The sequence below is a fragment of the Saccharophagus sp. K07 genome (assembly GCF_014336955.1).
Taxonomy (GTDB): domain Bacteria; phylum Pseudomonadota; class Gammaproteobacteria; order Pseudomonadales; family Cellvibrionaceae; genus UBA5868.
This window is the reverse complement of sequence record NZ_QRAI01000002.1, coordinates 254,024-279,791: the sequence shown is the minus strand read 5'-3', so window position 1 is coordinate 279,791 and position 25,768 is coordinate 254,024. Positions and strand designations below refer to the sequence as shown.

Below are 25,768 nucleotides of genomic sequence, written 5' to 3'. Positions count from 1 at the left end.
TACCGCATGCCTATCGAGAAATAAGAGATTTTGTTCGACCAACTATTTGATTGACGCTTGTCGATGCAGCAAACGCATTGGTATTAGTCGGTTTATAGCCAGCCGCATGGAACAACCCCGTCCAACTGTTTTCACTAATAAAAACGTTGTTTTCCTTGACAGTACCGGCCGAAGACTGAAAGAGCGCAATACGGCGCTGGTTGCTAGGCGTCAGTTCCCGCGCGAATCCAACACCGCACAACATAAGATTGACCGCATCTACCGCTTCATCAAGATAGCGATTGGAGAGCGTATTGAAGTGGCGCTCGCTATAGACTGTTTGAGAATTCACCCCAATCAACCAGGACAGCACCATCAGCTGCTTTTCCAATATCCGGTTTAAATCAATCAGAAATTCCGGGATCTCGGCGAAGCCACGCCCAACAGCTATGCAGTTACCTAACCATGGAAATTGGAAATACTCTGCGTTTGCCTCACCCCCATTAAAATCCGCCGTTTTTTCATAGCTGGTATGGCCGTAATTGATCGTGGAGATCATTTGCGATGATGCAAATTTGAATGTGCATGAAATAGCGGAGCTGACGCCGGAAATACGTTTTCGTGCGACCGACCAGGAAGGCATTATTTCATCAGAAACACGCACTCGCTCCTGTACGCAGGACATCAATTTGCCTTTGGCGGAGCAGTCGATAAAGTAATCCGCTGTGACCCTCTGACCATCCGATGTCTCCAGAGAAATAATTTTCCCCTCGTCTTTTATCACCTGCACGCTTTTACAAGGGATAAGCACAACATCTTTTTTGACCGCCAAACGACGATAATCATCCGCCACGGATTTGCGGTTATAGATGATTCCCGGTGCCTTCTCCTCAAGAAAACGGTCGTATTTGGGAAAATCGGCAACATTTTGCACGCAAATCTGATATGCCTGGGGAAAACTCACCCCAGCGCTCACCACGCCGTATGTGGAGAAATTAAAACCCAATCCTGCTGGACTGCTCGGCGTATATAGATCGATTTTGCGCAAACTCGATTCAGCTAGCTGCTGGCGCAGGATGGGGCTGATAGGTTCCGAAAAAGGCGGAAAGCTAAAGGAGAAATCCTCATCACTCTCATCTTCAGGTAATTGCACGGCGAGAATGATAGGCTTCAGATACTGCAATTTTTCCGCTAAGTAGGCAGCTGACAATGTCAAAGACAAGCCGCTGCCAACAATTGCGATTGTGATGCGGGTGGAGTTCATGAAAATACCCCATACAAACTCATGGCAGACTGAGGCCATTTTTCGACCTCGCCACCACCGTAAATTCGATTGAGCATATCTGACTGCTTACCGATGCTTTGTGCAGTTTTTGCTATTTCCGCGTGAAATTTCCGCAGATGCTCCAAAAGCTCCTGATCACTCAGATGATGGGTTCGATGATGCGAAGCATTGGATTGCCCGCCCTGGCAAAAATACACATAAGCCCAACTGGATTCGAGAAAAAGGCCGTGTTGATAGGTATCAATAATTCCCGCCTCTTGAATTAAATTCATCCTCTGCTCAAGCGAGCTGGGCAATGGCATATTTTTGATATATCGCCAGAATTCAGAGTCCTCTCGCTCTGTCACATGATAGTGAAGCACCAGGAAATCGCGGATTTTTTCATATTCGTCGGTCATTTGCCGGTTAAACTCGTCCCGCTCAACCCGCCAATCTTTGCCGTTCGGCAGTAATTCGGTCAGTTTCATAATGGCGACCTGGATCAAATGGATACTGGTCGATTCCAGCGGTTCGAGAAAGCCACTGCTCAAACCTATGGCCACACAATTATTTTTCCATGAGGCATCCATTCTGCGCGCACTAAAGCGGATAAGATTTAAATCCGCCAATTTGTTCCCGGCGAGATTTTTATGAAATAGCTCCTCCGCCTCACTATCACTCATAAAATTCGTCGAATAAACGCAGCCATTGCCCGTCCTGTGGCGCAGAGGAATTCGCCATTGCCATCCTGCGGCGTGGGCAGTTGCGCGGCTGAAGGGAACATCAGGATAGGTTTCGTCCGTCGGAACCGCAATCGCGCTATTGCAAGGCAGATATTCCGACATGTCCAGAGGCTTTGCGCCCAAGGTCTTGTTCAGGAGTAGAGAGCTAAAGCCGCTGCAGTCGATAAAAAAATCGCCATCGATTGCAAGACCACTATCCAGCTTTATGCCGGTGATATCACCGCTGCTCGAGTCTTGCAGGACATGTTCTATTTTTCCTTCCTGACGAGAAAAATTGCGAAAAGTCTTCTCACAATATTGCCGTAAGAACACGGCGTAGCGCGCAGCATCTATATGAAACGCGTAGGAAAACGTCGACAACAATTCGCTGTCATTTTGTGACGGATAGGTAAATCTCCCCAGGCGCGCCATATGGGTGGCAATGGAAAATTCATCCGCCGCCAATTCCAGGCCCAATTGATGAGCTCGTGACCAGTAATGATAGAAAGGTCCGTGACTGGTGGCGAAGCCAAATTCGCCAAACGGGTGAATGTAGCTATGACCTGGCTTGCGCCAATCAGAAAACATAATGCCCAATTTAAATGTGGCATTAGTGGCTCGCATAAACTCATGCTCATTGATACCGAGCCTTTCATTGAAATAACGCAGATGCGGAATCGTCGCCTCGCCAACTCCCACTGTGCCAATGGCATCGGACTCCACCAGCGTTATTTGCAAAGGGCTGTCCTGAAATAAGTGGCAGAAAGCTGCCGCTGTCATCCAGCCCGCTGTTCCACCGCCCACTATCACCAGCTTTTGAATCATGCGTATATCTCTGACAAAAAAAAGGCATAGTCGAGACTATGCCTTTGTAGCGTTTTAACGCGTCGTAACGCTGTTAGTCAGTCACGTGAAAAGACTTAGAAATTCACGTGAAGTGACAGTGCGAATCGACGGTCATTAACAAAGTAAGATCGCGGAGATCTTAAAGTCTCCTGAACACCCGATTCACTTCCTGGATTGATCTCGTTTTGAATGGAGGTTCTCGTCACCTCATTCAACAGGTTGTTCGCCTCAAAACCGATCTTAACGTTGTCGTTGATCCTATAAGAGAAGGATGCATCCAACTGACCGGTTGCTTCACCGTATACCGGTGCATAAGCAATCACGTCGCGAGAGTTCAACAGGTAAGACGAACGCCAGTTATAAGCAAAACGCGTCTCGATGGTTCCATTATCAAAGAACAACACCACATTGTAGTTGTCCTGCGACAAACCTTCTAACGGCAGATCGCGAATATTGTTGAAGGTGTACTGCTGAGCGTACTTGTTATTCGGGTCGCCGCCGTAAAGTACGGAACCGTAGTCATTGGAAGAACCATCAATGTAGGTATAGCTGGCTTGAATACCGAAGTCATCCAAAGCCTCAGTGATAAAACCAAAAGTTCCGGTATAGGCAAATTCAACACCCTTAACTTTGGCTGTGCCCGCGTTTTGCGTACTGGTCACAACTACGCTCTCAGTTTGACCTGCGGTATTGGTCAGCTCTTCGATAACACTGGATTGTCTGAAGTAATCACGAATTCGCTTGTGGAAGAGCGAGGTCGTGAATGAACCCAGATCATCGAAGTACCATTCCAAGGTCAGGTCATAGTTGGTTGACAGCTCAGGCTGCAGGAGCGGGTTACCACCACCATTTGCGACCCAACCTTTCAACTCCACTGACTCGATTCGCGACAATTCTTCACCAGTCTCCAAATCTTTAAAGCGATTGACTTCAATATTTGGAGTAATGAGGCGGGTATTGCGCACATTGTTCAATGTGGGCAGGAAGATCGATTCAGACGCCGCAAAACGAACGATAAAGTCTTCCGTCAGCTCCAATTTTACGTTAAAGCTGGGCAATGCTCGCTTGAAGGTATCGCCTTTAACTGTGTAAACAGGGCCATCCAGTTGATCAAGATATCCAGTGATTTCGGCCAAAACAGCTTGTTTGTTCAACTTCACCTGTTCCACTTGCTGTTCAATACGCTCACGGGCTACAGCTTCTGGATCAGCCGCACCAGCGTTGGTGGCTTCCTGGACATAAGCGTCAAAATAACGGTTGGTGTAGAACTCTAAGGTTGGGCTGACCGGAGCCTGCCAGTCCTCGGTTCTATCGATCCAATAGTCGGTCCAGGCAAATCCATTGATAAAGTCATTGGTTTCACCGCTGAAGATTTCATCAGCTGCACCAAATACGTTCGCACCTGTAGCAGCCAACTGCCAGTTGACATAACGGATACCAATGTCACCGGAGAAACGAATTGCCGTATCTTCGCTGCCGAAGTTCAACTGCAGATAGATAGATGAACGATCTTCTTCAACAGTGGAAAGCTCAGCGGGACGGAAAGAAGAACCTTCCATCGCCGTAGATCGACGATGCAAAGGCTTCCAAGTACCTTCAGGGTTCAGGATGCCGTTTTCGACGGCCTTGTTATAAAAGCCTTCGGTATCGCTTAACAGCGCTTTTGACGGGAAGTAGAAGGTGTTGTTGGTATTCAGGGCAGAACCATTCAAGTGGTCTTTGAAGGTAAATTCTTCAATCAGCCCTGCCTCTGCATATTCGTTAAATTTGATCGGCGCAGTTCCCATCCATGTTTCGGCCAAGGAGCCCCAGTTATAAAGGGATTCTTTAAAGTCGATGGTGCGATTGGAGAAGCGTACACCCGCTTCGATACCAGTGATCAACCCCTGGTCGAACTTGTACTGTGCATCCAGCTTGATTGCGGTCTCATCACCTTCGCTATCAGAAACGTGATCCATCGCCGAACGCATAAAGTAGCTTTGCGCTTCAGTAACTGAGGCGCCGTTGTCATTATCCAGAATTTCAAAAACCGGCTTCTCTGGGTTACGCAAATCCAAATAAGCGTCGGTCGAATTCATACGACCGTGAACGGTGAAATCCGCGATTTTGTTTGTCGCGCGAGCGTATTGAAAATCACCGGTCAACGTCAGGTTGTCGTTTGGTGTGTACTTCAAATTGAAGCTGAGGTCGTCCACAACGCGCTCGTCCTCACGAGTACGCACGCCCGCGACATAGAACGGGTTACCGCGGAAAGCACGATCGGATTCGCCGTCTGAGCCATTACCGCCCAAAATTTTTCCAGATGTGAACAAGCAGGGCTGGTTGCCGGGCAAGCAGTTGTAGGTCCCATCAACAATATTCAGGTTGGCAGAACCAGCATCGTTCGAGAAAGGCTCAGCAGGGAATTCCAGGAAGTGCTCGGTCCAAGTCAAAGTTGAATCAGAGCGAATAAACTCCAAGGTTGCCTGTACGGTATCCGCGGGGTTGGCCCATTGCAAAGACCCGGCAATACCCAAACGCTCGCGGTTATTCTCTTGTTGGCGAGCAGAACCGCCAAGAGGAGCAAACAACTTGGCGCCATCCGGATTTGAACCCGCGTTGGTTACCGGCTTGTAGTTGAACACACCCACGCCGTCACCGCGAGAGCTGAAGTCGGAATAGGCAACGCTCAATAATGCACCGAATTTACCTGCATTAGTGTCCCAAACATTGCCGACGATAGCGGATGCGCTGGGTTTGACCTCATCGATCAGGTCCGCATAACTCGCCTTAACCGATCCACCCAAAATCAACCCTTCTGAGTCGAAAGGTTTGCGGGTTTGGATATTAATCGTGCCGGAAATACCGCCTTCGATATTGCTGGCAGACTGAGACTTTTTAACGATAACTGCACCAACCATTTCGGGCGGAATGTCGGAGTAGTTCAGACCGCCATCACCTGACGCAGAGAAACCATCACGACCGTTGATTTCACCGCGCACGCGGTTCAGACCACGAACAGTTACGTTTCCACCTTCAACCGAAAAGTGGTCGGGGTCATTGGACGCCTCGAAACGTTCAATCGCAACACCAGGGACCCGCTGCAGCGCCTCAACAACGGATTTATCCGGCAGCGCGCCTATATCACTTGCAGTAACAACGTCCTGAACGATTGAAGAATCTCGCTTAAGATCCTGAGCACTTTCCAAGCTGCGTTTCACTCCGTAAATCACAACTTCTTCCAGAGCCACGGGCTCTTCGGCGGATTGACCATAAGCCTGTCCTGCCATCAGAGCAGCGACACATACAGCGAGAGTGGATTTTTTAAAGGCGTGTTTCGCCCGAGTGTTTTGATACTCGAAGGTAGTCATAGGAATCCCCAGAACGAGTGGACGTATTTAGTTATTGGTTTTGTGGTTTATGGTTTTTAAGGCGGGCTAGGATAGGTTAAAGCCTAGATACGGTCAAACGCACTACAACCGATATGTGAGGTACTTGCGGGTAATTGCTATGAAGCTGCCATCCGCTGGCTGCCCTATCTCATTTCCAACCGATCAAAATATCCTTGTTTGAGAATTAAAAGTTATTAAAAGATCAAAAAACAACCCAATAGTCTAAAAACGAGTCAACCATGACATCAATTGCTGTTTTTTGTCATTGAAAGTATCAATCGTTCGTTTGATTGATTTCGAAGAGATGGTAGGTCTTTTTACCCATCTTGGTCAGATAAAAACGGGAATATCGAGCACGCTCAACAGCAAAACATCCTTCCGGATTGGTATTTTCCTCTTGCGCGATTACCACCTGATTAATCTGCACCGCACCGCGCGCCAGAGCGTCTTTTATTTGTTTGCCGGACGAGGCCATACCTGCATCCACCAATATTTGTGTCAGGGTGCGCTCGGCAAAATCCGCTCGAGACAGTTTGGTGTAAGGAACACCGTCCTGCTTGAGCTGCTCCAGATCGCTCTCGGATAGAGACTCCAGATTTCCGGAGAACAAAGCTTCGGTGATGCGTTTTGCTGCAGTTAAGCCAGCCTCCCCGTGTACCAGTTTGGTCACCTCCTCTGCCAGGATTCGCTGCGCTCCGGGCTTGGTACCAGACGCTTTATCGTCCGCTTCGATTTGTGCGATCTGCTCAACACTGAGGAAAGTGAAGTAACGCAGAAACTTATAAACATCGGCGTCCGCCGTATTGAGCCAAAACTGGTAAAACGCATAAGGAGACGTTTTAGACGCATCGAGCCAAATAGTGCCCGATTCGGTTTTGCCGAACTTGGTGCCATCGGCTTTGGTGACCAGCGGCATGGTCAAGCCAAAAACCTGCCCTCCGTACAAGCGGCGAGTCAAATCGGTGCCGCCGGTAATATTGCCCCATTGGTCGGAACCGCCGATCTGCAGCGTACAGCCGTGGTGGTGATAGAGTTCAGCGAAGTCGTATGACTGCAGCAGCATGTAGGTGAATTCAGTAAAGGAAATACCCGCACCTTCCCGCTCCAGGCGCTGCTTTACCGATTCCTTGTTGATCATGTTGTTAACGGAAAAGTGCTTGCCGATATCGCGCAAAAAATCCAAAACATTGATCTGACCAACCCAATCCAGGTTGTTAACCACCTGAGCGGAATTCTCCTGATCACCAAACTCGACAAATTGGGATACCTGGGCCTTCAGCTTTTCAACCCAACCGGCGACTATATCGGGCGTGTTGAGTTTGCGCTCTTGCGCTTTAAAGCTGGGGTCACCAATCAGACCGGTTGCTCCGCCAACCAAAGCAATGGGTTTATGACCGGCCAATTGGAAACGTCGCAACATAAGCAACGGAACTAAACTGCCGATATGCAGACTATCGGCTGTCGGATCGAAACCACAATACAGGGTGCGGGGTGAATTCAAATGCTCGAAGAGTTGCTGATCGCCGGTCATTTGGGCGATAAGCCCTCTGGCCTGCAGGTCGTGAAGCAATTGGGTATCCACTGACATAAATTTCGCCCCGACTTAGGTAGTAATGCGACTGAATGAAAAAACCGGCAAAGATACCGAAACGATCCGTAAACACAAGCTGCGTTGGGGAATTTATTTTCGCCAATCTTTGGTCGCGGGATGATAAACCGCCATTTTTCTGTTATAAACAATAAGTTTAATTATCTTTATTTATTCCTTATGTCCGATGGAACCTATCGAAGTCACCCCTAAACCAGTCCCAAGTGAAACGGGTGCCCTCTCGTTTTTTCCCAAAATGCATCTGGTTGTGGCCGGCGCCTTGGTGTCGGCCCTGGTCGCTATGACGACCATGCCTGCGGATAAAAACACTTCGCAAAGGTATTCCCTCGCTCTTCCTGATCTCGAACAATCCTTCTCCTCCGAATCCTTTTCCGAACCGCTCGAAGCGCCTTTATCATGGGCGGAATTGGAAACTGATGCGCCGAAAACTCGCCAAGAGGAGTTGGTTGTCAAAAGCGGAGATAGCCTGTCCACTTTATTCCAGCGCGCCGGCCTCTCTGATAAAGATATGTATGAGTTGGTTAATTCGCGCAGCGAAGGCAAGCGTTTAGCCAAGCTTTATCCTGGGCATCGGCTGGTTTTTACCTTCGGTGAAGATAAAAAACTCATTTCCCTGACACGCCATTTTGACGCGCTCAACAGCGAAGTCTTTACCGCGCAACAAACCGGCGGTTACGAATACACCAAAATCGAGAAAAAACCCGAAATCAAAGTCGCTGTGCGCACTGGAATTATTCAATCTTCTCTTTATAAAGCGGGATTGGATGCTGGTTTGAACGAAGATCTCATCATGTCTTTTGCGGGGATTTTCGGTTGGGATATCGACTTTGCCCTGGATATACGCAAGGGCGATAGCTTCAGAATTCTGTACGAAGAGAAATTTTTTGAGGGTGAGCGTTTGGGCACAGGCGCTATTTTGGCAGCGGAATTCGTCAACCAAGGCACCGCTTACCAAGCGGTGCGCTACGTGAACCGCGAAGGTGAAGTGCAATATTACTCTCCAACTGGCAAAGCCATGCGCAAAGCCTTTTTGCGTGCGCCGGTGGATTTTCGCCGCATCAGTTCCAACTTCAATCCTCGCCGCCTGCATCCCATCACCAAAACGGTTCGCCCCCATCGCGGCACCGATTACGCTGCAGATCGCGGCACGCCGGTATGGGCTTCTGGTGATGGCAAAGTCATTACCTCCGGCTACACAGAAGCCAATGGCAATTACGTGGTTATCCAACACGGCGCCGATATCCAGACCAAATATCTGCACCTGCATAAACGCAACGTAAAAGCGGGTGAGCGAGTTCGCCAGGGGCAAGTGATTGGTGTTGTCGGATCTACCGGCTACTCGACCGCACCGCACTTGCACTACGAATTCCTGCTGAACGGCGTCCATCGGGACCCGCGCACGATTGTGCAGCAGTTGCCCAAATCTGTGTCTGTCCCCAGTAATGAGCTAGAGCGTTTTTATGCGCAAACGCAGCCTCTGATCGTCCAGCTCAATCAGGTCACTAACGTCGCCAGCTTAGACAGCGACTCTAAAAAGCTTTAATCCGTGCCTTTTTATATAGGGCTTATGTCAGGAACCAGCGCCGACGCCGTAGATGCGGTGCTGGTGGATATTACTGACCGACATTGCCGATCGGTTCTGTCCCATAAATTGCCCCTACCCGATTCGTTGCGCTCGCGCATTACCGACCTGTATCACCCCGGACAAAACGAAATCGATCGCTTCGGGTCTCTGGATCGTGAGATCGCGGAATGTTTTGCCACTGCGGTTCAGCAACTGCTGCAGAATGCGCAAATATCTGCTGATGGAATAACTGCAATTGGCAGCCACGGCCAGACAATCCGTCACCGCCCCCGCCCTGAAACAGGTCGAGCCTTTACCCTGCAAATCGCTGATCCGAATGTGATCGCTGAAGTCACTGGCATAACGACAGTAGCCGACTTTCGCCGGCGCGATATGGCAGTTGGTGGACAGGGTGCGCCTTTAGTCCCGGCGTTTCACAAAGCGGTTTTCTCAGCCGCGGAACGCTATCGAGTTATTTTGAATATCGGGGGCATAGCTAATATCACTTTGCTGCCCGAGCAGTGCGGAGCGGTCCGGGGATATGACACAGGTCCCGGCAATGGGCTGATGGATGCCTGGATACAAAGAAATCTCGGTCGTCCTTTTGATGATCAAGGCGCCTGGGCGGCATCCGGCAAGGTTGATCATCGACTTCTCACTAAGCTACTCGCCCATCCCTATTTCACGCTCCCCTCGCCGAAAAGCACCGGAAGAGAAGAATTTCATCCGAATTGGTTGGATCAGATACTTCATAGCCATCCCTCCAATAAACCGGAAGATATCCAAGCCACGCTCCTGGAGCTGACCGCCATTTCCATTGCAGAGCACATCAGAAAAGAAACCACAAAAGGTGAAATTTTTGTTTGCGGCGGCGGCGCGCGGAATAAGGCTCTGTTGAGCCGGTTGCAGCAACTTCTTCCCAGCTTCGCGCTGGATACCACAGCTGCTCTGGGAATTTCGCCTGATGACGTTGAAGCTGCGGCATTTGCATGGCTGGCTATGCGCACCTTACAAGGTGCTCCAGGTAATCTGGCAAGCGTGACCGGCGCAGCTGAGGATGTGATCTTGGGGGGAATTTATCCGGGGAAAAACTGGCGCGGGCTGCGCGGCGTTTAAGCCGCGGCCAGGCCTCAGATGGAGAAGGACGAACCGCAGCCGCAGGTGCTGCTGGCATTGGGGTTCTCTACGGTAAATTTGGAACCCTGCAGCCCTTCTTGATAATCGAGTTTCGAGCCAACCAGATAGGGGTAGCTCATAGGATCTATGACGACGGTGATGCCGTCTTTCTCGATAGTTGTATCGTCTTCCGCCAACTCTTCGTCAAACGAAAAACCGTACTGAAAGCCGGAACAACCGCCACCGGTAACGTACACCCGCAATTTCAGATCCGGGTTGCCCTCTTCCTCCAACAACGAACGCACCTTGGCGACCGCGTTGGGGCTGATCTGAATCGGGGTTGGTGTATAAAACTGCGCTACTGACATATCGCCTCGTTAAACCACAGCTCTTTCAGTGCTGCTTATGAACAGATACCGCATTAGGTCGCGGCGCTGGCCTTTTTCTTCGGCTCAGTCTCGCTTACATAGACCAAGCTGCCATTAACCTGTGAACCTTTGACCATTTCGATCAAAGTGTAAAACACATTGCCATTTACTACGGCAGTGGCACCAAGCTCCAAGTGCTTGGAGCAGCGGATATCCCCCTGCACGAGACCTCTCACTATAACCTTAGGAACATGGATTTGTCCTTCAATCTGGCCTGACTGGGCGATTTCAAGCTCTGAATTGCCATCGGCGATGATATTGCCGACCACTTGGCCTTGCACATTGAGTTCGCCGCTGAAATGCACTTCACCGACGATACGAGTGCCCTTGGATATCAGGGTATGGTGGTTAGACCCCATAAAAAAATGACTCCTAGATCAAAATCAGATTGCCCTTCAGGTCGATTGCCCATTTAGGCATTTTGCGCCAGCCAGGCGAAGCGTTTTTCAATAACGGTGGAATTGCTGCCCGCAGTGCGCGCTTCAAGTTCGACACGCTCCGGCTCAAAGCCTTCCGGCAACACCAGCTCACCTTCGATATTTTGAAAGTATTTGAAGCGTAACTTGATGTTAGTAGTGTCGACGCTGGAGGAAAGCTCTTTGAGTGGTAACACTTTCACTACACCGTCCTGGCGACCTACTACATTAAAGCTGAGTGTTCCCGTTATGACATCCTGTTGCGTCGCCACATGTTGAACAATCACTTTGTAGCGGTAGGTTCTTGTGCGGTCCGTCTGCGCAATTTCAACTGGACCAAATCGCAGCCCGCGCTTATCCCCTTCCGGAGCCATCAAATTGCGATAAAACTGATTTTCCTCTTCCAAGGCCGCTACCGTAGCCTTTAATTCGATAACTTCCTGGCGTACATCCTCTAAAGACTTGCGATCAACTTCGGCGCCGAGTTTGGCGTTTTCCTGTTGTTGTCTTAACTGCTGCTCCGTTTTGCGCACTTCTTCGAGCTGCGCGCGTACAGCAGCGAGATCGCGTTGCGCACGGCTATAGCCATTTTGCACACCGTGCTGGCCTATGAAATAAGCCCCGATAACCGCAACCAGCACCAGAGTTGCAAGAATGACCGCCTGCCACAATCGGGCATAAGGGCGGACCTTTACCACAGCCCATTGATACTCTTTGCTTCCTTTAACAACAGTCATGAGATTTCCACTGACAATGCCAATCCATTACAGGTCCCCTCGCCTCATCATAAGAACGCGGGGATATCCAAACCAGCCGTTTCAGCGAAACCAAACATAATGTTCATGCACTGAATCGCCTGTCCGGATGCGCCTTTGGTGAGGTTGTCCTCGGCGACTAGCACGACTACAGTGTCGCGGTTTTGCGGTCTTACAACGGCGATACGGCACAAGTTGGTGCCGCGCACGGAACGGGTTTCCGGCAAGGCTCCCGCAGGAAGAACGTCCACGAAGGGCTCGTCTCGGTAGCGATCTTCATAGAGTTTTTGCAGATCAACGTCGTCTCGCAGCAAAGTTGCGTACAAAGTTGAATGAATGCCGCGACCGATCGGCAATAGATGAGGCACAAAGGTCAAACGGGCGGGTTCACCGCGGCCTTGCTGAATGTCGCGCAAGCCTTGCTCGATCTCCGGCAAATGGCGATGGCCTTTTACCCCGTAAGCTTTAAAACTGTCAGTAATTTCGGCGAACAACATGTCGACTTTCGCCTGACGGCCAGCACCGCTGACGCCGGAGGCAGAGTTCGCAATCAAGCGGGTGGGATCGACCAGGTTATGTTCGAGCAGCGGCAGGAAACCGAGCTGAACAGAGGTGGGATAACAGCCGGGGCAAGCCACCAATTGCGCGTCGCGGATTTTCTCGCGATTCACTTCTGGCAAACCGTAAACCGCTTGCTCGACCAGATCCGGTGCTTGGTGGGGCTGGTTGTACCATTTTTCCCACAAAGCAGTGTCGCGAATACGGAAATCCGCAGAGAGGTCGATGACGCGAGCGCCGCCTTTCAGCAACTCCGGCACCATGGATTGCGCCACACCGTGTGGGGTGGCGAAAAAGATGACATCGCACTCCAACAACTGAGCGGGATCCGGCGCGGTAAAAGAAAGGTCGCAGTAGCCGCGCAAGTTGGGGAATAGATCGCCGGCCTTTTTGCCATCTTCACCGCGCGAGGTGATTACCTGTACACGAGCGTCTGGATGCCGCGCCAGCAATCGCAATAATTCCGCACCTGTGTAGCCAGTGCCCCCTACGATACCAACCCGAATCACTCGTCACCTCGTCTTTCGTTGTTAATGCATGGGCGAGTTTTGCCCAGGCGAATCAAGCCACCTGCGTGTAGAATGGCGAATCAAGGGGACGTATGGTAATGGCGTTTCCTACAAAACTGAAGTTAGCCAACAGGCGCGTTCGGTATTTATGACAGAAACGTCAAATTCCCCTCGATTCTCTCCCTACCAACGCCTCAAACGCGCCTTTCACCAATTTCGCTATTCACTTTCCTACGTCGACGCCCTGCCACAACTGGCCTTGCTCGGCTTATTGGTGGGTGTGGCAACCGGCGGAGTCATCGTCCTTTTTCGCCTGAGCATCGAAATTCCCCTTAGATTTCTCCTCCCCGCCGGACCGGAAAGTTTTGAAGCTCTGTCCGTCGAGCAACGTTGGCTGTTTCTCAGCGCTGGCGCCATTGCCCTACTACTGTTATTAACTCTAGTCGATCGGCGCCACCGCCAGGTCAGTGTCGGCCATGTATTGGACCGGCTCTACAATTTTCAGGGACATCTGCCCACCACTAACTGGCTGGTGCAATTTCTCGGCGGCGTAATCAGTGTTGTCGGCGGCCAGTCGGTTGGCCGGGAGGGTCCGGCGGTTCATTTGGGCGCGGGCGTCGCCAGTCGCTGGGCGCGCTGGCTGAGGCTGCCTAATAACAGCCGCTATACCTTGATTGGCTGTGGTGTGGCCGCAGCCATCTCCGCTTCCTTTAATACGCCTCTCGCCGGAGTGATCTTCGCTATGGAGATCATTTTGATGGAGTACACCGCGGTCGGCTTTGTGCCAGTGCTGCTTGCTTCTTTCAGCGGAGCTGCCATCTGTCAGCTCGCCTTAGGCACAGCACCTTTGGTGGAAATGGATCAGGAGAGCCGTATGCAAACTTTGCTGGAACTGCCTTTTATGCTGCTGTCCGGTTTGGTTATCGCCTGTGCTGCGGCCGCCTTTATTGCAATTCACGTCTATTTGGTGCGCTTTCAGCACTGGCCTATAGCGCTTCGCCTGTCACTTGCCACCGTTTTGACCGGCGTATTGACCTGGCGGGTACCAGAAATCATGGGGCTGGGGTACGACACTATTAACTCGGCTTTGGCGGGCGAACTAACGCTCAAACTGTTGTTGCTTGTGGGGCTGACCAAGCTGGTGGCCAGCGCGGCTGTCATCGGCCTCGGTGTGCCCGGCGGCATCATAGGCCCAACTCTGGTGATAGGCGCCTGTATCGGCGGCGCTTTGGGTCTGATCGCCGGGGCGATTTATCCCACCCCTACCGCAGGTCCCGGTTTTTATGTCGCTATCGGCATGGTGGGCATGATGGCCGCAGCGCTCAACGCCCCTATGGCAGCGCTCGTGGCGGTGCTGGAACTGAGCTACAACCCTCATCTGATTTTCCCGTCGATGCTGGTGATCGTGGTCTCCTGCATTACAACCCGTTATGTATTTGGATTCCAGGGCGTATTTACCGAGCAGCTGCGCTCCACCGGTCGCAGCCTGGATTTCAATCCGACTCTGAACGTGCTGAAAAAGACCGGGATCGCCAATGTGCTGGATAACCGGCTGGTCTATCTGCAACGCCAGCTGGACTACGATCAAGCGAAAAACGCGCTGGCGGGGCTTCCTGAATGGATCATTCTGGATGCGGGAGATGATCAGCACAGCGATAAGATCGCCATGCGCGCAGCCGATCTCGCCACTTATTTAAACGATGCTCCGGTTGAAGTACTGAGCCTTACTCAACCAATTGATTTACTGGCCATTCCCGCTCGCCGTCTGCTACTCTCGCCGATCCACGAAACCGCCAGCCTGTGGGATGCGCTCGAAGCGATTCGCACCTCGCGCGGCGAGGCACTTTACGTGGCACATTTTCATAACCCGTTAAGCGCATCTATCCGGGGAATAGTCACGGAAGATGCAATTAAAAACTTTTACCGAATTTAGTCGTCTTCATAACAATCTTCTGCATCAGGGTCGAATATGCTTCCACTCATCGCCAAGTCACTTCACATAGTCGCAGTCGTGTGTTGGTTCGCGATGTTGTTTTACCTCCCTCGCCTGTTTGTCTATCACGCGATGGCGGAGGATAAAGAGGGACGGGAGCGGTTCAAAATTATGGAGCGCAAGCTATATCGCGGCATCGGCACACCTGCGATGCTGGCCACCGTGCTCTTCGGCGCCTGGAGTGCCCATTTTTATTGGTCCTATTACGGGTCGAGCACTTGGTTCTGGATCAAGATCGGCTTGGTGATAGGCCTGATTGGCTATCATCATATGTGTGGTGCCTACGTTAAAAAATTCGCTCGCGATCTGCCTGTACCGAGCCATAAGTTCTTCCGTGTTTTTAATGAGATTCCGGTTTTCTTCCTGATTGCCATTGTGTTTTTGGTGGTGATGAAGCTGCCGACTTAGCAACTGATCGAGGAGAGCATGACATGAATAATCCTAACCCTCCCGTTGTGTTGTGTTTTTCCGCTCTTGATCCATCCGGAGGCGGCGGGCTCCAGGCTGATATAGAAACCACCGCCAGCATGGGTTGCCATTGTGCTCCCATTGCCACTGCCCTGTGCGCCACCGCCACCCCCGAAGATACGGAAGCCGTGGCAGTCGACACCACCCTAGTGATCGAACAGGCCCGCTCTGTTCTGGAAGATTTGCCAGTCAAAGCCGTAAAAGTGGGCTTTGCCGGATCAGTCGCCATAGTCGAGGCCATCCACTCCATCCTGCAGGATTACCCGCATCTCCCATTGATTGTGCAGCCCGCCTTTTGCCTGTGGGATCGCGATTCCGTAGAACAGGCCGATCTGCCGGCGGCGCTCGCCGCACTTTTATTGCCGCTTGCCGAGGTGGCGGTAATCTCGCTCAACGAAGCGCATGTCCTCGTCAAAGAGAGCGATACCATCGACGCCACCGCGCAAGCGCTGACCAGCAAAGGCTGCCGTCAGTTGTTGTTAACCCAGGCATTGCTCAAAGAAAATCGCGCGACTACCGCGTTGTATGACAACACCGGCCTGATCAAACGATACGAATGGGAGCACAGCCCGCCGACTTGCCACGGGGCTACCAGCACTCTGTCAGCAGCGATTGCGTCTTTAAGAGCGCACGATTGCCCCGTTCAGGCTGCAGTGGAAAAAGCGCAGACTTTTACTTGGCAGGCATTAACCGCAGCGCGCCAGCTGGGGTTTGGCAATCCAATTCTGCACCGGCTGTATTGGGCGGATAAAAATCTCGAAACCTCGCCCTGCTCCGCCGCCCCGCCGGCGAACGCTACTCATTAATTTTTGATGTAAGAAGTAACATGCAGTCGAATCTATTGCGGTCCGATCACGACCTCGGACCTATTTACGGGATCACGGATCCTTTTTTGTTGCCCGGAGAACAATTGTTCAAAGCCGTTGAACAGGCTCTGTCAGCGGGCATTAAGACAATTCAACTGCGCGATAAAACAGCTGACAGTCAAACGCTGCTGGAGTCAGCCAGAGAATTGGTAATGCTCTGTAATGCGTACGACGCCCGCTGCATCATCAACGACCGTTGGGATATAGCGCTGGAGAGCGGCGCTCACGGCGTGCATCTGGGTCAAGCAGATGGTTCGGTCATAGAAGCACGTGCTCGCCTGGGCGCAGAAGCCATTATTGGCGTCACCTGCCATTCCAGCCTGGAGCTGGCGCGCCTCGCCCAGGCGGAAGGTGCCCGCTATGTTGCCTTTGGCCGGTTCTTCTCCTCCAATACCAAACCACTCGCTGGCGCGGCGGATATAGAGGTACTGCGTCAAGCGGCTGCGGAAATCGAGCTGCCCATCATCGCCATCGGCGGCATTCGCCAGGATAATATGGCGCCTTTGGTTCAAGCGGGCGCCACTACCCTGGCGGTATGTCACAGCCTGTTCGGCGCTCCTGACGTGCGCGCGGCGGCGGAACAACTGCTAAACACTTTTCGGCAATCCGCATTTAATTCATCCAACGACACTCAATAACCTATGAACAAACTTTTTGCAGAAGCCCAAGCCGTCATTCCTGGCGGGGTCAATTCACCCGTTCGCGCGTTTAAGGCGGTGGGCGGAGAACCGATTTTTATCGAGCGCGCCAAAGGCGCTTACTTGTACGACAGCGATGGCAAGCGCTATGTGGATTACGTGCTGTCCTGGGGGCCGATGATTCTCGGCCATGCGGATGACGATGTCCTGGAAGCGGTGATAGCTAAAGCCCGTTCCGGCCTCAGCTTCGGCGCGCCGACCGAAATCGAAACTGAATTAGCCCGCGAAATCGTGCGTCTGATTCCCAGCATTGAACTCGTGCGATTTGTCAGCTCCGGCACCGAAGCCACCATGAGTGCCATTCGCCTTGCACGCGGTTTTACCGGTCGCGACAAGATCATCAAGTTCGAAGGCTGCTATCACGGTCACTCCGACTCGTTGCTGGTTAAAGCTGGTTCCGGCGCTTTGACCCTCGGCGTTCCCAGCTCTCCTGGCGTGCCTGCCAGCCTCGCAGAACATACTCTCACTCTGAACTACAACGACTCCGAGCAGGTACGCGAGACCTTCCGCGCTTTGGGCGACCAGATCGCTTGTGTAATAGTGGAGCCAGTTGCGGGCAATATGAACTGCATTCCGCCAGCCCCCGGCTTCCTGGAAACCCTGCGCGAAGTGTGCGACCAGAGCGGCGCACTGTTGATTTTCGATGAGGTGATGACCGGATTCCGCCTCGGCATTGCCGGTGCGCAAGGCTATTACAAGATCACTCCTGACCTGACGACTCTGGGGAAAGTGATTGGCGGCGGTATGCCCGTAGGCGCGTTCGGCGGGCGCAAAGATGTAATGAGCAAAATCGCCCCGCTCGGCCCTGTGTATCAAGCGGGAACTCTGTCCGGGAATCCGGTGGCTATGGCGGCGGGCTTGGCGACGGTGAAAAAAATCCAGGCTCCGGGTTTTTACGAACCGCTGTTCGACAAAACCACCAAATTGGTGAACGGCTTGTTGGCAATCGCCAAAGAGACGGGTATTCCGTTTACCACCAACCACGTGGGCACTATGTGGGGAGGATTTTTTACCGATGCGGATTCCGTCAGCAATTTCCGCCAAGTAATGGCCTGTGATACGGCGCGCTTCAACCGCTTCTTCCACGGCATGCTGCAGGCCGGTGTCAACCTGGCTCCAGCATCTTACGAAGCCGCGTTTATGTCGGCAGCGCATACGGACGACGATATCGACTTTACCCTCGCCGCCGCCCGCTCGGTGTTTAAAACCCTCTAATCTCCAATCCAGCAGGGGTCATCCAGCCCCTGCTCTTTCCCGCGCTTAGAGCCAGTTATTCAACATAAACCCTATGCCAATCCGTGTGGTTTTATGGTTGTAATCCAACAGAGATTCGCCATATCCGTGAAATAGCTGCACGTAACCGCGTTTGGTTTTGGCGAAGGGATAGCTGTAGCCGATTTCGATGGCGCCTTTATTGCGATCGTTCAGGTTGTTGCGCAGCATCAGGCTCAGCTCGTTGTCACCGTAGCGGCGAAAACCGCGTAATTCGAAATAACCCAGGTAGTGATGAATATCCGGGTTGTCATCCCCGGCGGCATCGTCCGGACTTCTTTTTCGCCGCTCAGGAATGCGCCACCAGGGTTTGATGCTGAAATAGTACTTTTCATATTCCAAGGTTGTCCGCAGGTACAAGCGGTTCCAACTGCGCGACTGAATATCCGAACGGCCGTTGCTCTGATGTGACAGACCAATACTCACCACCGGCACTTCCGCCCCCAATGCACGAAAAGGCGTGGTGAAGGAGAGAAACACTTCAGGTTCATGATTGGTGTCGCGAAACGGGCTGGACTCGCTGGTGTTGTATGCCTGCCAGAAGGAGCGGGCGGTATAGGCAAAGTACAAAAAGCCATTGTCATTAAATAAAGGCTTTTCGTTCAGCGCGACTTTAAAACTGACCTGAAACTCCACTTCCGTATGCTGCAGCTCCTGCCCTGTTTCCTCAAACGGTTTTTCGTTGGGGTGACTCGTATGGGTGAGAGGCAATATGTAATTGATCGAGTGCGGTGTAATGGCAAAACTGCTGCCTTGTAAACGGCGCTCCTCCTGGAAGCGCTCAAGCACCAGATTTCTTTTTTCCTCCTCCGTCAAAACCCTTTCTTGCACGACTTGCTCATGCGCCACTTCCGGGTTGGGAACACCGGGCGCCTCGGGTGGCTGATCTGTCACCACCTCTTCGGCGGCGATCGGTGCAACGATCAGAGCCAGCGACAAGATTCCGCTTAAACTGAACATTTTCATCTGTCGACCTCAGACCTGCTTGCGAAAATCGGCAATCAGTTCTCCTGCGGCGAGCATATCGGCCTCGTGTTCTGGCTCCGGGGTCTCCTGCAAAGCGGCTTCATACCACTCCTGCATACCGGGCAATTGGAGCAGATGGCGACAGTATTCTGCGGCGGACTCTGACAAGGGCAGACCATAGGTTTGCACCCGGAAAGCGACCGGCGCATAAAAAGCATCCACCGCCGTAAACGCCGAGCCAGCCAGGAATGGCCCACCAAAACGCTTAATGCCTTCACTCCAAAGCTCGTCGATGCGCGCAATATCTTTCGCCAATGCGCCGTTGATCTCGCGCATTCTGACTCTTACTCCGCAGTTCATGGTGCACTGGCTGCGCAGAGCCTGAAAACCGGAGTGCATTTCCGCCGCAGCACTGCGCGCCCAGGCGCGGGCAGTGCGATCCGCAGGCCATGCTTCCGGGCAATCCTCCGCCACATAATCGGCGATCGCCAGCGAATCCCAAATCCTTCGCCCGGCGTGATGCAGGCAAGGCACCTTGCCGCTGGGGGAAAAGTTTCGCCAGCTGGCATCACTGGGAAATAGATGCAGTTGCTCGGTAAAGGCAATGCCCAATTGCCGCAACAATAACCAGGGGCGCAGCGACCAGGAGGAATAATTTTTGTTCGCGATATGAAGGAGATACATGGGAAATCCGCCAGCGTGCGATGAGTGGGCCCGTATTAAAGCAGACTTATAAGAAGGGGCAACCGCAAAATGTTCTGGAGGATAGGTTTCTGGTGAGTAAATAATGAATAGATATCGGGTTGACCGGAAAAACCACGCCAACCCTGAAGTCTTTCTGGATTTTCTAAACCTTAATCTTGGTATTGGGCGATCAAAGTCCGCATTTGCTGGCGCGCTTCATCGGACATATCCATGATCTGGAAACCAGCCCAAACCTGATCACCAGTACCTGTCTCGCTGATCCACAAACATTCAGCGCCGAGAGGTATGGATTCACCTGAACTGACTTCGAAAGCGACCTGGTAGAGATAATCCTCTTTCAAACCACCGTCGCTGATCACCATAAAGCCTTCTTCATGAACATTCGCCAAGGTGCCGAGTTCGCTCCCTGACACTGTATCCCGCACGCATATTTCATCGTCTACAGGAATACGAACTTGACTGCGTTTTTCACTGCTACCACTGCTGCGATTACTTAAGTTCACGTTCTACGTCTCCAGATTGGGCTTCGGCTTGAGCGTTCAACTTCTGGAAAATGTTCTCCAACGCCCGTTCAAAAAATGGTTTAGAGCTTCCAGCTATAATTTTAGCCCGTTTCGCTATCATTTCCCGGGCGATCTCCAGCCCGGACATCATGGCGACTTTCTTGCCCATTTGGTCCACCAACATGTAGTGGGACGTGCGAGCGTTATACCAGGCAATCTTCAAACGCCTGCCACCTTCGAACTCGAACCAGGTGCCGAATTCGATCAGTTTCAGGTTTTCGACGATCTTTGCTTCTTCCTTGGAAATATCGGCAACTTCTTCCGCCTGTCCGGCTTTCACCGCTGCGATCTTCTCGAGTTTGTCGCGCATTGGTGCCGGTGCCGGCTCCGCGCGTTTGCTCTGCTGCGCCATTTCGATCAGGGAGGAAATCGCTTCCAGCAGCTTTTTGCCCTTGGCCTGATCGTAGCCAATGGTTTCAAAACCGGTTTCTATATCGCGCAACAAAGCCGGGGCCAGTTCTGCTTGCCGGGTCACCCCGGCCGGGTCGGTCTGCGGCTCTATGATCCATAAGAGATCATCCACCACTGCCAGGGCATTGGCCCATTTGTCGGACTTCTCGCCATAACGCAGTAGAACGAACGACAGATAATCGGACCAGGGCTGCAGCGCAAACAGTAGTACTGCCGATGGCAACTCTTTGTCATCGGTGCGCTTGCGGATCTCTTCGTTGACTCGCAACTTCACTTCGCGCAAACGCTCTTCGCCCTGAGCTTTTTCCGCCGCGCGTTTTTCCATCAGCTCCTGCCGACGAATGATGCTCTTGGTGTAGTTGTTGAACTCCAGCAACAGTTCGGCGATTACGCGCACGTCGTTTTTAAAGTCGCGCAATACACGATCGACGACATCTTTGATCTTGTTATACATGTCGTGCTGCACAGTGCCGTCATTGCCAACCCAGCGGGTACCGGCTTCGGCCAGACTATTCAGCAGCATGCGCGCCGGGTGCTCCGGCTGTTCGAAGAAACCGGGGTCAATAAAGGCGAGTTTGAGGAAAGGCGTGTGCATATAGCTGAGCAGCGCCTTAACGGAATCCGGCAGGTTTTCGTCTTTCAGCATGTACTCGAACACCATGCCCACCAGGTCGATGGTATGCATATCGGCCGGAGAGACCTTGCTGTCGCGGGTCGTCTTGGACTGCTGGAACTGTTGCGCCAGAGCGGTCAACACCTGGGTGAAATCCATCGGTGGCAAGGGACCCGCGTCGAGCGGAGAGCCGACCACGCCGGCAGCGGAGCCCTGCAACGTCTGCAGGGCGCTCATCAACTGATCCGCCGTGATCACAACACCAGGGCCTATAGGGCCGCTGCCCGGCACGAATGCGGCAAACGGGCTGTCCTGCGTGGCGATGCGAATGCCTTCGGACGGCGCTGCAGCGCTGACTCCGCCTCGCATACTGACCTGCAAACTGCGGATCGCGTGCAGCAAGGCGCTTTGGTATTGCTCGGTGGGCTGATTGGGATCCGGAATCGGAACCGGCCCGATAGAGCCGGAAAACAACGGCTGGGCAGGTGCGGCCGCAGCTGCCTGGCCGGGGATCTGCGCTCCAGCGCCGAGTGGATTGACCGGCGCGACCTTGGGCGGCGTGTAGCGCAAGTTGGGCAGCACACCCGCTTGTTTCAGATAGTCGTTGATGTCTTCAATGACGTTCTTGGCCAATTCCGACAAGCGCTGCTCGTAGACCTTGTAGGCCACAGCTTTCGTTTTGGCAGTCAAAGGGATCAAACGCAGCGCGCGACGCAATGACTCACACAACTGTATAGGCGCTGCCGGATTGCTGGCTTCGGTAACCTGCTCACCGCCATTGAGAATGGCAAAGCGTTGATTGAGTGCCCAGATAGGTTCGGCGTAGAGAACATCCACCTTTTGCACTATGGTGGAGAGCGTAATGGTTTCTTCGAGCGCGTCGTTATCCACTAATGACAGCTCGCCACTGCCGGTTAAGTTCTGCAGCTCGGTGTGCAATTCCTTCTTTTTGAACTTTACGAAGCCTTCCGCGATATAGCCGACATAGTAGCGTTCAAGTTCCTGCTGGTTGCGCCGGAACAATCGCTGGATGCCGGTGATTTCCGACACTTCCTGGTTGGACCTGGCGCGGTCCATTTCCTGGTTGAAGGCTTCGTCGAGATTGCGCAGATAGATTTGAAAGGCTACTTTGGCGTGCTCGCTCGCAATGCCCTGGCACTTTTTCAAGTGGGTGACGATGGTCTCGGTCGTCAAAGGGATGGATGCGACAGACTCGCTCTCAGGCTTGCGCGTGGAAGAATCAGTTCTTATTAGTCGTGACATACACTGTGTTCCGTTCGGTCTGTCAGGGATCACCCTGGCAGCCACATTGCGAAGATTCAACGGGCGCTGCCGCCACTAAACGGCACTTAAAAAGCAACCACTACGCAAAAACTATGCAAGATTGCATAACCGACCGCGCCAAACTGTCGTTCAACCCACAGAGCGGCGCAACGGTGCACATATTTTTTCAATCTTAGGCTTTGATCAGAGGAGATACAAATTGCCTGCTTACGATATCTATGGCCTTGGCGCCGCCCTGGTGGATACCGAAATCACGGTCAGCGATGACGACCTGACGCGCTTCGGCGTTGAAAAAGGCGTCATGACTCTGGTCGACGAAGCGCGCCAACAAGAACTTTTGCAGCATCTGGAAGGCCATATGTGCCACGCCTCGCGCGCCAGTGGTGGCTCGGCGGCAAACAGCATCATCGCCGCGCAGTATTTCGGCGCGCAGACGTTTTATTCCTGCAAAGTGGCGGACGATGAGAACGGCAAGTTCTATTTGAATGATCTGGCCAGTGCAGGCGTCAAGTTTTCTGCTGCCAATGGAACTGCGGCGGGCATCACTGGCAAATGCCTAGTGATGATTACGCCAGACGCCGAACGCACCATGAACACCTTCCTCGGCATCAGCGCTACCCTGTCAAGCGACGATATAGACGAAAATGCGTTAAAAGCGTCGAAATATGTCTATATTGAAGGTTATTTAGTCACCTCCCCCACCGGCCGCCCCGCCGCTATTCGCCTGCGTGAACTGGCCAAGGCCGCCGGCGTAAAAGTGGCCGTCAGCCTGTCCGATCCCGCCATAGTCGAATACTTTTACGACGATCTTCACACCATGGTCGGTGACCAAGTCGATTTGTTGTTTTGCAATAAGGCCGAGGCCCTGACCTTTACTCGCACGAATAATCTGGAAGAGGCGGCTGCGAAGCTGCAGGGCATTGCCCGCACCTTTGCGATTACTTTGGGTGCAGAAGGCGCTCTGGTTTTTGACGGAAATCGTTACAGCCAAGTACCCGCTCCGCAGGTTGCCGCGGTGGATACCAATGGTGCAGGGGATATGTTTGCGGGTGCGTTTCTCTACGGCATTACCCGCGGTGGATGGGATTATGAAACGACAGGCCGGTTTGCAACCCGTGCAGCTGCGGCGGTGGTCAGCCAGTTCGGCCCGCGTTTGCGACCCGAACAACATAAACCTCTATTAGTAGACTGAGAGAACCGCTGTCAGCGGATGAGATGCAGAAGGCGCAGTTGCTATCACCCCCGTGACAGCAACTCGCGCAGATCGATCAAGGCCGCGTTGGCGCGCGAAATATAGTTCGCCATCACCAGGGAGTGGTTGGCCAGCACCCCAAAACCGCTGCCGTTCAGGATCACGGGCGAACGCAGCGGCTCTTGCGTTCCCTCCAGCTCACGAATGATCTGCTCAAAACTCACGCGCGCATTTTTATCGGCGAGCACATCGGCAAAGTCTTTTTCCGCCGCGCGCAGAAAATGCACCAGAGCCCAGGCCGCGCCCCGCGCTTCGTAAAACACGTCATCGATTTCACTCCAGGGAGTTTTGAGTTCGTATTCCCGCGGCGTGGCGGTGGATTGGCGGGCACCTTTGTCACCGGCCAAGTCGGTGTTGAGACGGCGCTGGCCAACGCTCGCGCTCAACTTCTGCGACAAGCTGCCCAGACGGGTTTCGACGGTCCCCAGCCAAAAGCGCAGGTTGTCGGCGCGGGCATAAAACTGGGCGTTTTGTTCGTTATCGTCAACCAGCCGGCGGCGATAGTCCTCCAGATAGGCGATGCCGCGGCGGTATTCATCTTCGGTGGAGGGAAGAACCCAGCTGTTGCGATTGAAATTGAACTGGGCCTCGGCGTCTTTCAGGGCGGGATCTTCCACTGATTGCGACTGGGACCGGCTGTAAGACTCGCGCATCACCCGCGCCAGATCGCGCACTTGCACCAACACGCCGTATTCCCAAGCGGGAATATTGTCCAGCCATACACCGGGAGGCGCTATATCGTTGGTGAGGTAACCGCCGGGTTTATCCAGCAGCATGGTGGCAACTTCGATAATGGCAGAAGTGGTTGCAACACCCGTGGTATAGGGTTTTTCGGTGCCATCGGCGGCGATCTCAGTGCCGGCAATGGGGCGCATCTCCGGCTCGGAACTCCAGTGAACACTGAGCGCGATCATCACCAAAAAGTACGCCAGAACAACCCAAAAGGCGACTTTAAGCCAAGTGCGACCTTCGGTCAGATCTGCACCTATCTCTTTGCCCTCTTGGATCAAAGACTGACTGGCACTCTGCCAGCGCTGGCGAATCCGCGTGAACATTAACGGTCTCCTTCTGCGTTCATGACTCCACCCACCTGGTCAGCGTGAGCGAACTTCGACATCGACAACCAGCTTCTCTGCGCCATCAAATTCCAGCGTCAGGGGAAACGAACCGCCCACCGGAGGCGCATCCGCAACGTCCATTAACATAATATGGTACCCCGCAGGCTCAAACGCCAGCACAGCGCCAGCGGCAACCCGAGCATGAGCGACGGGTCTCATCTTCATTACACCGTCTTCATGAATATGCCGATGGACCTCTGCCCGCCCTGCAATCGGGGTGCTTACCAACTGAATCGTGCGCTCGCGCGCAGCGGAATTTTCCAGGCGCAGATAGACCGCCGCAGTCGTCTGACCCGGCGCTATGGCCCACATATGCGCGTTGCTGGCGCGCAACCCGGGTTCCGTTTTTTTCTGGCAGGCGGTGAGCGCCAACAACAAAGCCGCACATAAACAAACGAAACGAGCGAAAGCTGGCAGCATGG

At 52.9% G+C, this 25,768-nt stretch carries 22 protein-coding genes; 8 read left to right on the top strand and 14 right to left on the bottom strand.

Annotated features, from left to right (window positions below; genetic code table 11):
• Positions 1-10: 10 nt before the first annotated feature.
• From DWB84_RS07755 to tyrS, 4 genes are all read right to left on the bottom strand, one after another.
• A complete protein-coding gene (locus tag DWB84_RS07755) occupies positions 11-1,243 on the bottom strand; it encodes a tryptophan 7-halogenase (RefSeq protein WP_187409206.1) in 1,233 nt (410 codons plus the stop codon).
• Entirely contained in the window at positions 1,240-2,790 is a 1,551-nt protein-coding gene (locus tag DWB84_RS07750; RefSeq protein WP_187409205.1) for a tryptophan halogenase family protein, read from the bottom strand. The genes DWB84_RS07755 and DWB84_RS07750 overlap by 4 nt, the downstream gene beginning before the upstream one ends.
• A 95-nt stretch (positions 2,791-2,885) precedes the next feature.
• Positions 2,886-6,161, bottom strand: a complete 3,276-nt coding sequence (locus tag DWB84_RS07745) for a TonB-dependent receptor (protein ID WP_187409204.1) — start codon at positions 6,159-6,161, stop codon at positions 2,886-2,888.
• A 295-nt stretch (positions 6,162-6,456) separates the two neighbouring features.
• Positions 6,457-7,770 (bottom strand): tyrosine--tRNA ligase, encoded by a 1,314-nt coding sequence (gene tyrS, locus DWB84_RS07740; RefSeq protein ID WP_187409203.1) that lies wholly within the window; start codon positions 7,768-7,770, stop codon positions 6,457-6,459.
• 268 nt (positions 7,771-8,038) lie between these two features.
• On the opposite strand from tyrS, the gene DWB84_RS07735 reads away from it, so the two are divergent.
• Entirely contained in the window at positions 8,039-9,334 is a 1,296-nt protein-coding gene (locus DWB84_RS07735; protein ID WP_370589689.1) for a peptidoglycan DD-metalloendopeptidase family protein, read from the top strand.
• Between the two features lie 3 nt (positions 9,335-9,337).
• On the top strand, positions 9,338-10,471 hold the full coding sequence (locus DWB84_RS07730; protein WP_370589688.1) for an anhydro-N-acetylmuramic acid kinase: 1,134 nt from the start codon (positions 9,338-9,340) through the stop codon (positions 10,469-10,471).
• Positions 10,472-10,485: 14 nt separating this feature from the next.
• On the opposite strand, the gene erpA is transcribed toward DWB84_RS07730, so the two are convergent.
• The 4 genes from erpA to argC are packed head-to-tail and all read right to left on the bottom strand — an operon-like array spanning position 10,486 to position 13,137.
• Complete coding sequence (gene erpA, locus DWB84_RS07725; protein WP_187409200.1) at positions 10,486-10,839, bottom strand: iron-sulfur cluster insertion protein ErpA; 354 nt, start codon at positions 10,837-10,839, stop codon at positions 10,486-10,488.
• Positions 10,840-10,892: 53 nt separating this feature from the next.
• The gene (locus tag DWB84_RS07720) at positions 10,893-11,258 is read right to left on the bottom strand and encodes a polymer-forming cytoskeletal protein (RefSeq protein WP_187409199.1); all 366 of its coding nucleotides are present in this window, start codon (positions 11,256-11,258) and stop codon (positions 10,893-10,895) included.
• Between the two features lie 53 nt (positions 11,259-11,311).
• Positions 11,312-12,052 (bottom strand): DUF6776 family protein, encoded by a 741-nt coding sequence (locus DWB84_RS07715; protein ID WP_187409198.1) that lies wholly within the window; start codon positions 12,050-12,052, stop codon positions 11,312-11,314.
• 47 nt (positions 12,053-12,099) lie between these two features.
• Positions 12,100-13,137 (bottom strand): N-acetyl-gamma-glutamyl-phosphate reductase, encoded by a 1,038-nt coding sequence (gene argC, locus DWB84_RS07710; protein WP_187409197.1) that lies wholly within the window; start codon positions 13,135-13,137, stop codon positions 12,100-12,102.
• 148 nt (positions 13,138-13,285) lie between these two features.
• On the opposite strand from argC, the gene DWB84_RS07705 reads away from it, so the two are divergent.
• Genes DWB84_RS07705 through hemL form a run of 5 tightly spaced genes read left to right on the top strand, consistent with a single transcriptional unit; the run spans position 13,286 to position 18,377 of the window.
• Positions 13,286-15,070 carry a chloride channel protein gene (locus DWB84_RS07705; protein WP_187409196.1) on the top strand — a complete coding sequence of 595 codons (1,785 nt, stop codon included), beginning with the start codon at positions 13,286-13,288 and terminating at the stop codon, positions 15,068-15,070.
• A gap of 36 nt (positions 15,071-15,106) precedes the next feature.
• Positions 15,107-15,538 carry a CopD family protein gene (locus DWB84_RS07700; protein WP_187409195.1) on the top strand — a complete coding sequence of 144 codons (432 nt, stop codon included), beginning with the start codon at positions 15,107-15,109 and terminating at the stop codon, positions 15,536-15,538.
• A 23-nt stretch (positions 15,539-15,561) separates the two neighbouring features.
• Positions 15,562-16,404: a bifunctional hydroxymethylpyrimidine kinase/phosphomethylpyrimidine kinase gene (locus DWB84_RS07695; RefSeq protein WP_187409194.1), complete on the top strand. Its 843-nt coding sequence runs from the start codon at positions 15,562-15,564 to the stop codon at positions 16,402-16,404.
• A 20-nt stretch (positions 16,405-16,424) separates the two neighbouring features.
• Complete coding sequence (gene thiE, locus DWB84_RS07690) at positions 16,425-17,102, top strand: thiamine phosphate synthase (RefSeq protein ID WP_187409193.1); 678 nt, start codon at positions 16,425-16,427, stop codon at positions 17,100-17,102.
• Positions 17,103-17,105: 3 nt separating this feature from the next.
• Entirely contained in the window at positions 17,106-18,377 is a 1,272-nt protein-coding gene (gene hemL / locus DWB84_RS07685) for a glutamate-1-semialdehyde 2,1-aminomutase (protein ID WP_187409192.1), read from the top strand.
• A 45-nt stretch (positions 18,378-18,422) separates the two neighbouring features.
• On the opposite strand, the gene DWB84_RS07680 is transcribed toward hemL, so the two are convergent.
• From DWB84_RS07680 to DWB84_RS07665, 4 genes are all read right to left on the bottom strand, one after another.
• The gene (locus tag DWB84_RS07680; RefSeq protein WP_187409191.1) at positions 18,423-19,400 is read right to left on the bottom strand and encodes a phospholipase A; all 978 of its coding nucleotides are present in this window, start codon (positions 19,398-19,400) and stop codon (positions 18,423-18,425) included.
• A gap of 9 nt (positions 19,401-19,409) precedes the next feature.
• On the bottom strand, positions 19,410-20,084 hold the full coding sequence (locus DWB84_RS07675) for a glutathione S-transferase family protein (protein ID WP_187409190.1): 675 nt from the start codon (positions 20,082-20,084) through the stop codon (positions 19,410-19,412).
• 170 nt (positions 20,085-20,254) lie between these two features.
• Entirely contained in the window at positions 20,255-20,608 is a 354-nt protein-coding gene (locus DWB84_RS07670; RefSeq protein WP_187409189.1) for a PilZ domain-containing protein, read from the bottom strand.
• Entirely contained in the window at positions 20,595-22,955 is a 2,361-nt protein-coding gene (locus DWB84_RS07665) for a DUF1631 family protein (RefSeq protein WP_187409188.1), read from the bottom strand. The genes DWB84_RS07670 and DWB84_RS07665 overlap by 14 nt, the downstream gene beginning before the upstream one ends.
• A 220-nt stretch (positions 22,956-23,175) precedes the next feature.
• Here DWB84_RS07665 and DWB84_RS07660 point away from each other — a divergent pair, with 220 nt between their 5' ends.
• Positions 23,176-24,168, top strand: a complete 993-nt coding sequence (locus DWB84_RS07660; RefSeq protein ID WP_187409187.1) for an adenosine kinase — start codon at positions 23,176-23,178, stop codon at positions 24,166-24,168.
• Between the two features lie 44 nt (positions 24,169-24,212).
• Here DWB84_RS07660 and DWB84_RS07655 read toward each other — a convergent pair whose 3' ends face one another.
• Together DWB84_RS07655 and DWB84_RS07650 are read right to left on the bottom strand one after the other, a co-directional pair.
• A complete protein-coding gene (locus DWB84_RS07655) occupies positions 24,213-25,283 on the bottom strand; it encodes a DUF2333 family protein (RefSeq protein ID WP_187409186.1) in 1,071 nt (356 codons plus the stop codon).
• Between the two features lie 39 nt (positions 25,284-25,322).
• Complete coding sequence (locus tag DWB84_RS07650) at positions 25,323-25,766, bottom strand: copper chaperone PCu(A)C (protein ID WP_187409185.1); 444 nt, start codon at positions 25,764-25,766, stop codon at positions 25,323-25,325.
• Between the last annotated feature and the right edge of the window lie 2 nt (positions 25,767-25,768).

Coding starts and splice junctions, on each gene's coding strand:
- DWB84_RS07715 (WP_187409198.1), bottom strand. CDS start 12,052: ATGACTGTTGTTAAAGGAAGCAAAGAGTATCAATGGGCTGTGGTAAAG.
- DWB84_RS07755 (WP_187409206.1), bottom strand. CDS start 1,243: ATGAACTCCACCCGCATCACAATCGCAATTGTTGGCAGCGGCTTGTCT.
- DWB84_RS07705 (WP_187409196.1), top strand. CDS start 13,286: ATGACAGAAACGTCAAATTCCCCTCGATTCTCTCCCTACCAACGCCTC.
- DWB84_RS07695 (WP_187409194.1), top strand. CDS start 15,562: ATGAATAATCCTAACCCTCCCGTTGTGTTGTGTTTTTCCGCTCTTGAT.
- DWB84_RS07650 (WP_187409185.1), bottom strand. CDS start 25,766: ATGCTGCCAGCTTTCGCTCGTTTCGTTTGTTTATGTGCGGCTTTGTTG.
- DWB84_RS07745 (WP_187409204.1), bottom strand. CDS start 6,161: ATGACTACCTTCGAGTATCAAAACACTCGGGCGAAACACGCCTTTAAA.
- DWB84_RS07750 (WP_187409205.1), bottom strand. CDS start 2,790: ATGATTCAAAAGCTGGTGATAGTGGGCGGTGGAACAGCGGGCTGGATG.
- DWB84_RS07680 (WP_187409191.1), bottom strand. CDS start 19,400: ATGAAAATGTTCAGTTTAAGCGGAATCTTGTCGCTGGCTCTGATCGTT.
- DWB84_RS07665 (WP_187409188.1), bottom strand. CDS start 22,955: ATGTCACGACTAATAAGAACTGATTCTTCCACGCGCAAGCCTGAGAGC.
- DWB84_RS07700 (WP_187409195.1), top strand. CDS start 15,107: ATGCTTCCACTCATCGCCAAGTCACTTCACATAGTCGCAGTCGTGTGT.
- tyrS (WP_187409203.1), bottom strand. CDS start 7,770: ATGTCAGTGGATACCCAATTGCTTCACGACCTGCAGGCCAGAGGGCTT.
- DWB84_RS07675 (WP_187409190.1), bottom strand. CDS start 20,084: ATGTATCTCCTTCATATCGCGAACAAAAATTATTCCTCCTGGTCGCTG.
- hemL (WP_187409192.1), top strand. CDS start 17,106: ATGAACAAACTTTTTGCAGAAGCCCAAGCCGTCATTCCTGGCGGGGTC.
- DWB84_RS07655 (WP_187409186.1), bottom strand. CDS start 25,283: ATGTTCACGCGGATTCGCCAGCGCTGGCAGAGTGCCAGTCAGTCTTTG.
- DWB84_RS07720 (WP_187409199.1), bottom strand. CDS start 11,258: ATGGGGTCTAACCACCATACCCTGATATCCAAGGGCACTCGTATCGTC.
- erpA (WP_187409200.1), bottom strand. CDS start 10,839: ATGTCAGTAGCGCAGTTTTATACACCAACCCCGATTCAGATCAGCCCC.
- thiE (WP_187409193.1), top strand. CDS start 16,425: ATGCAGTCGAATCTATTGCGGTCCGATCACGACCTCGGACCTATTTAC.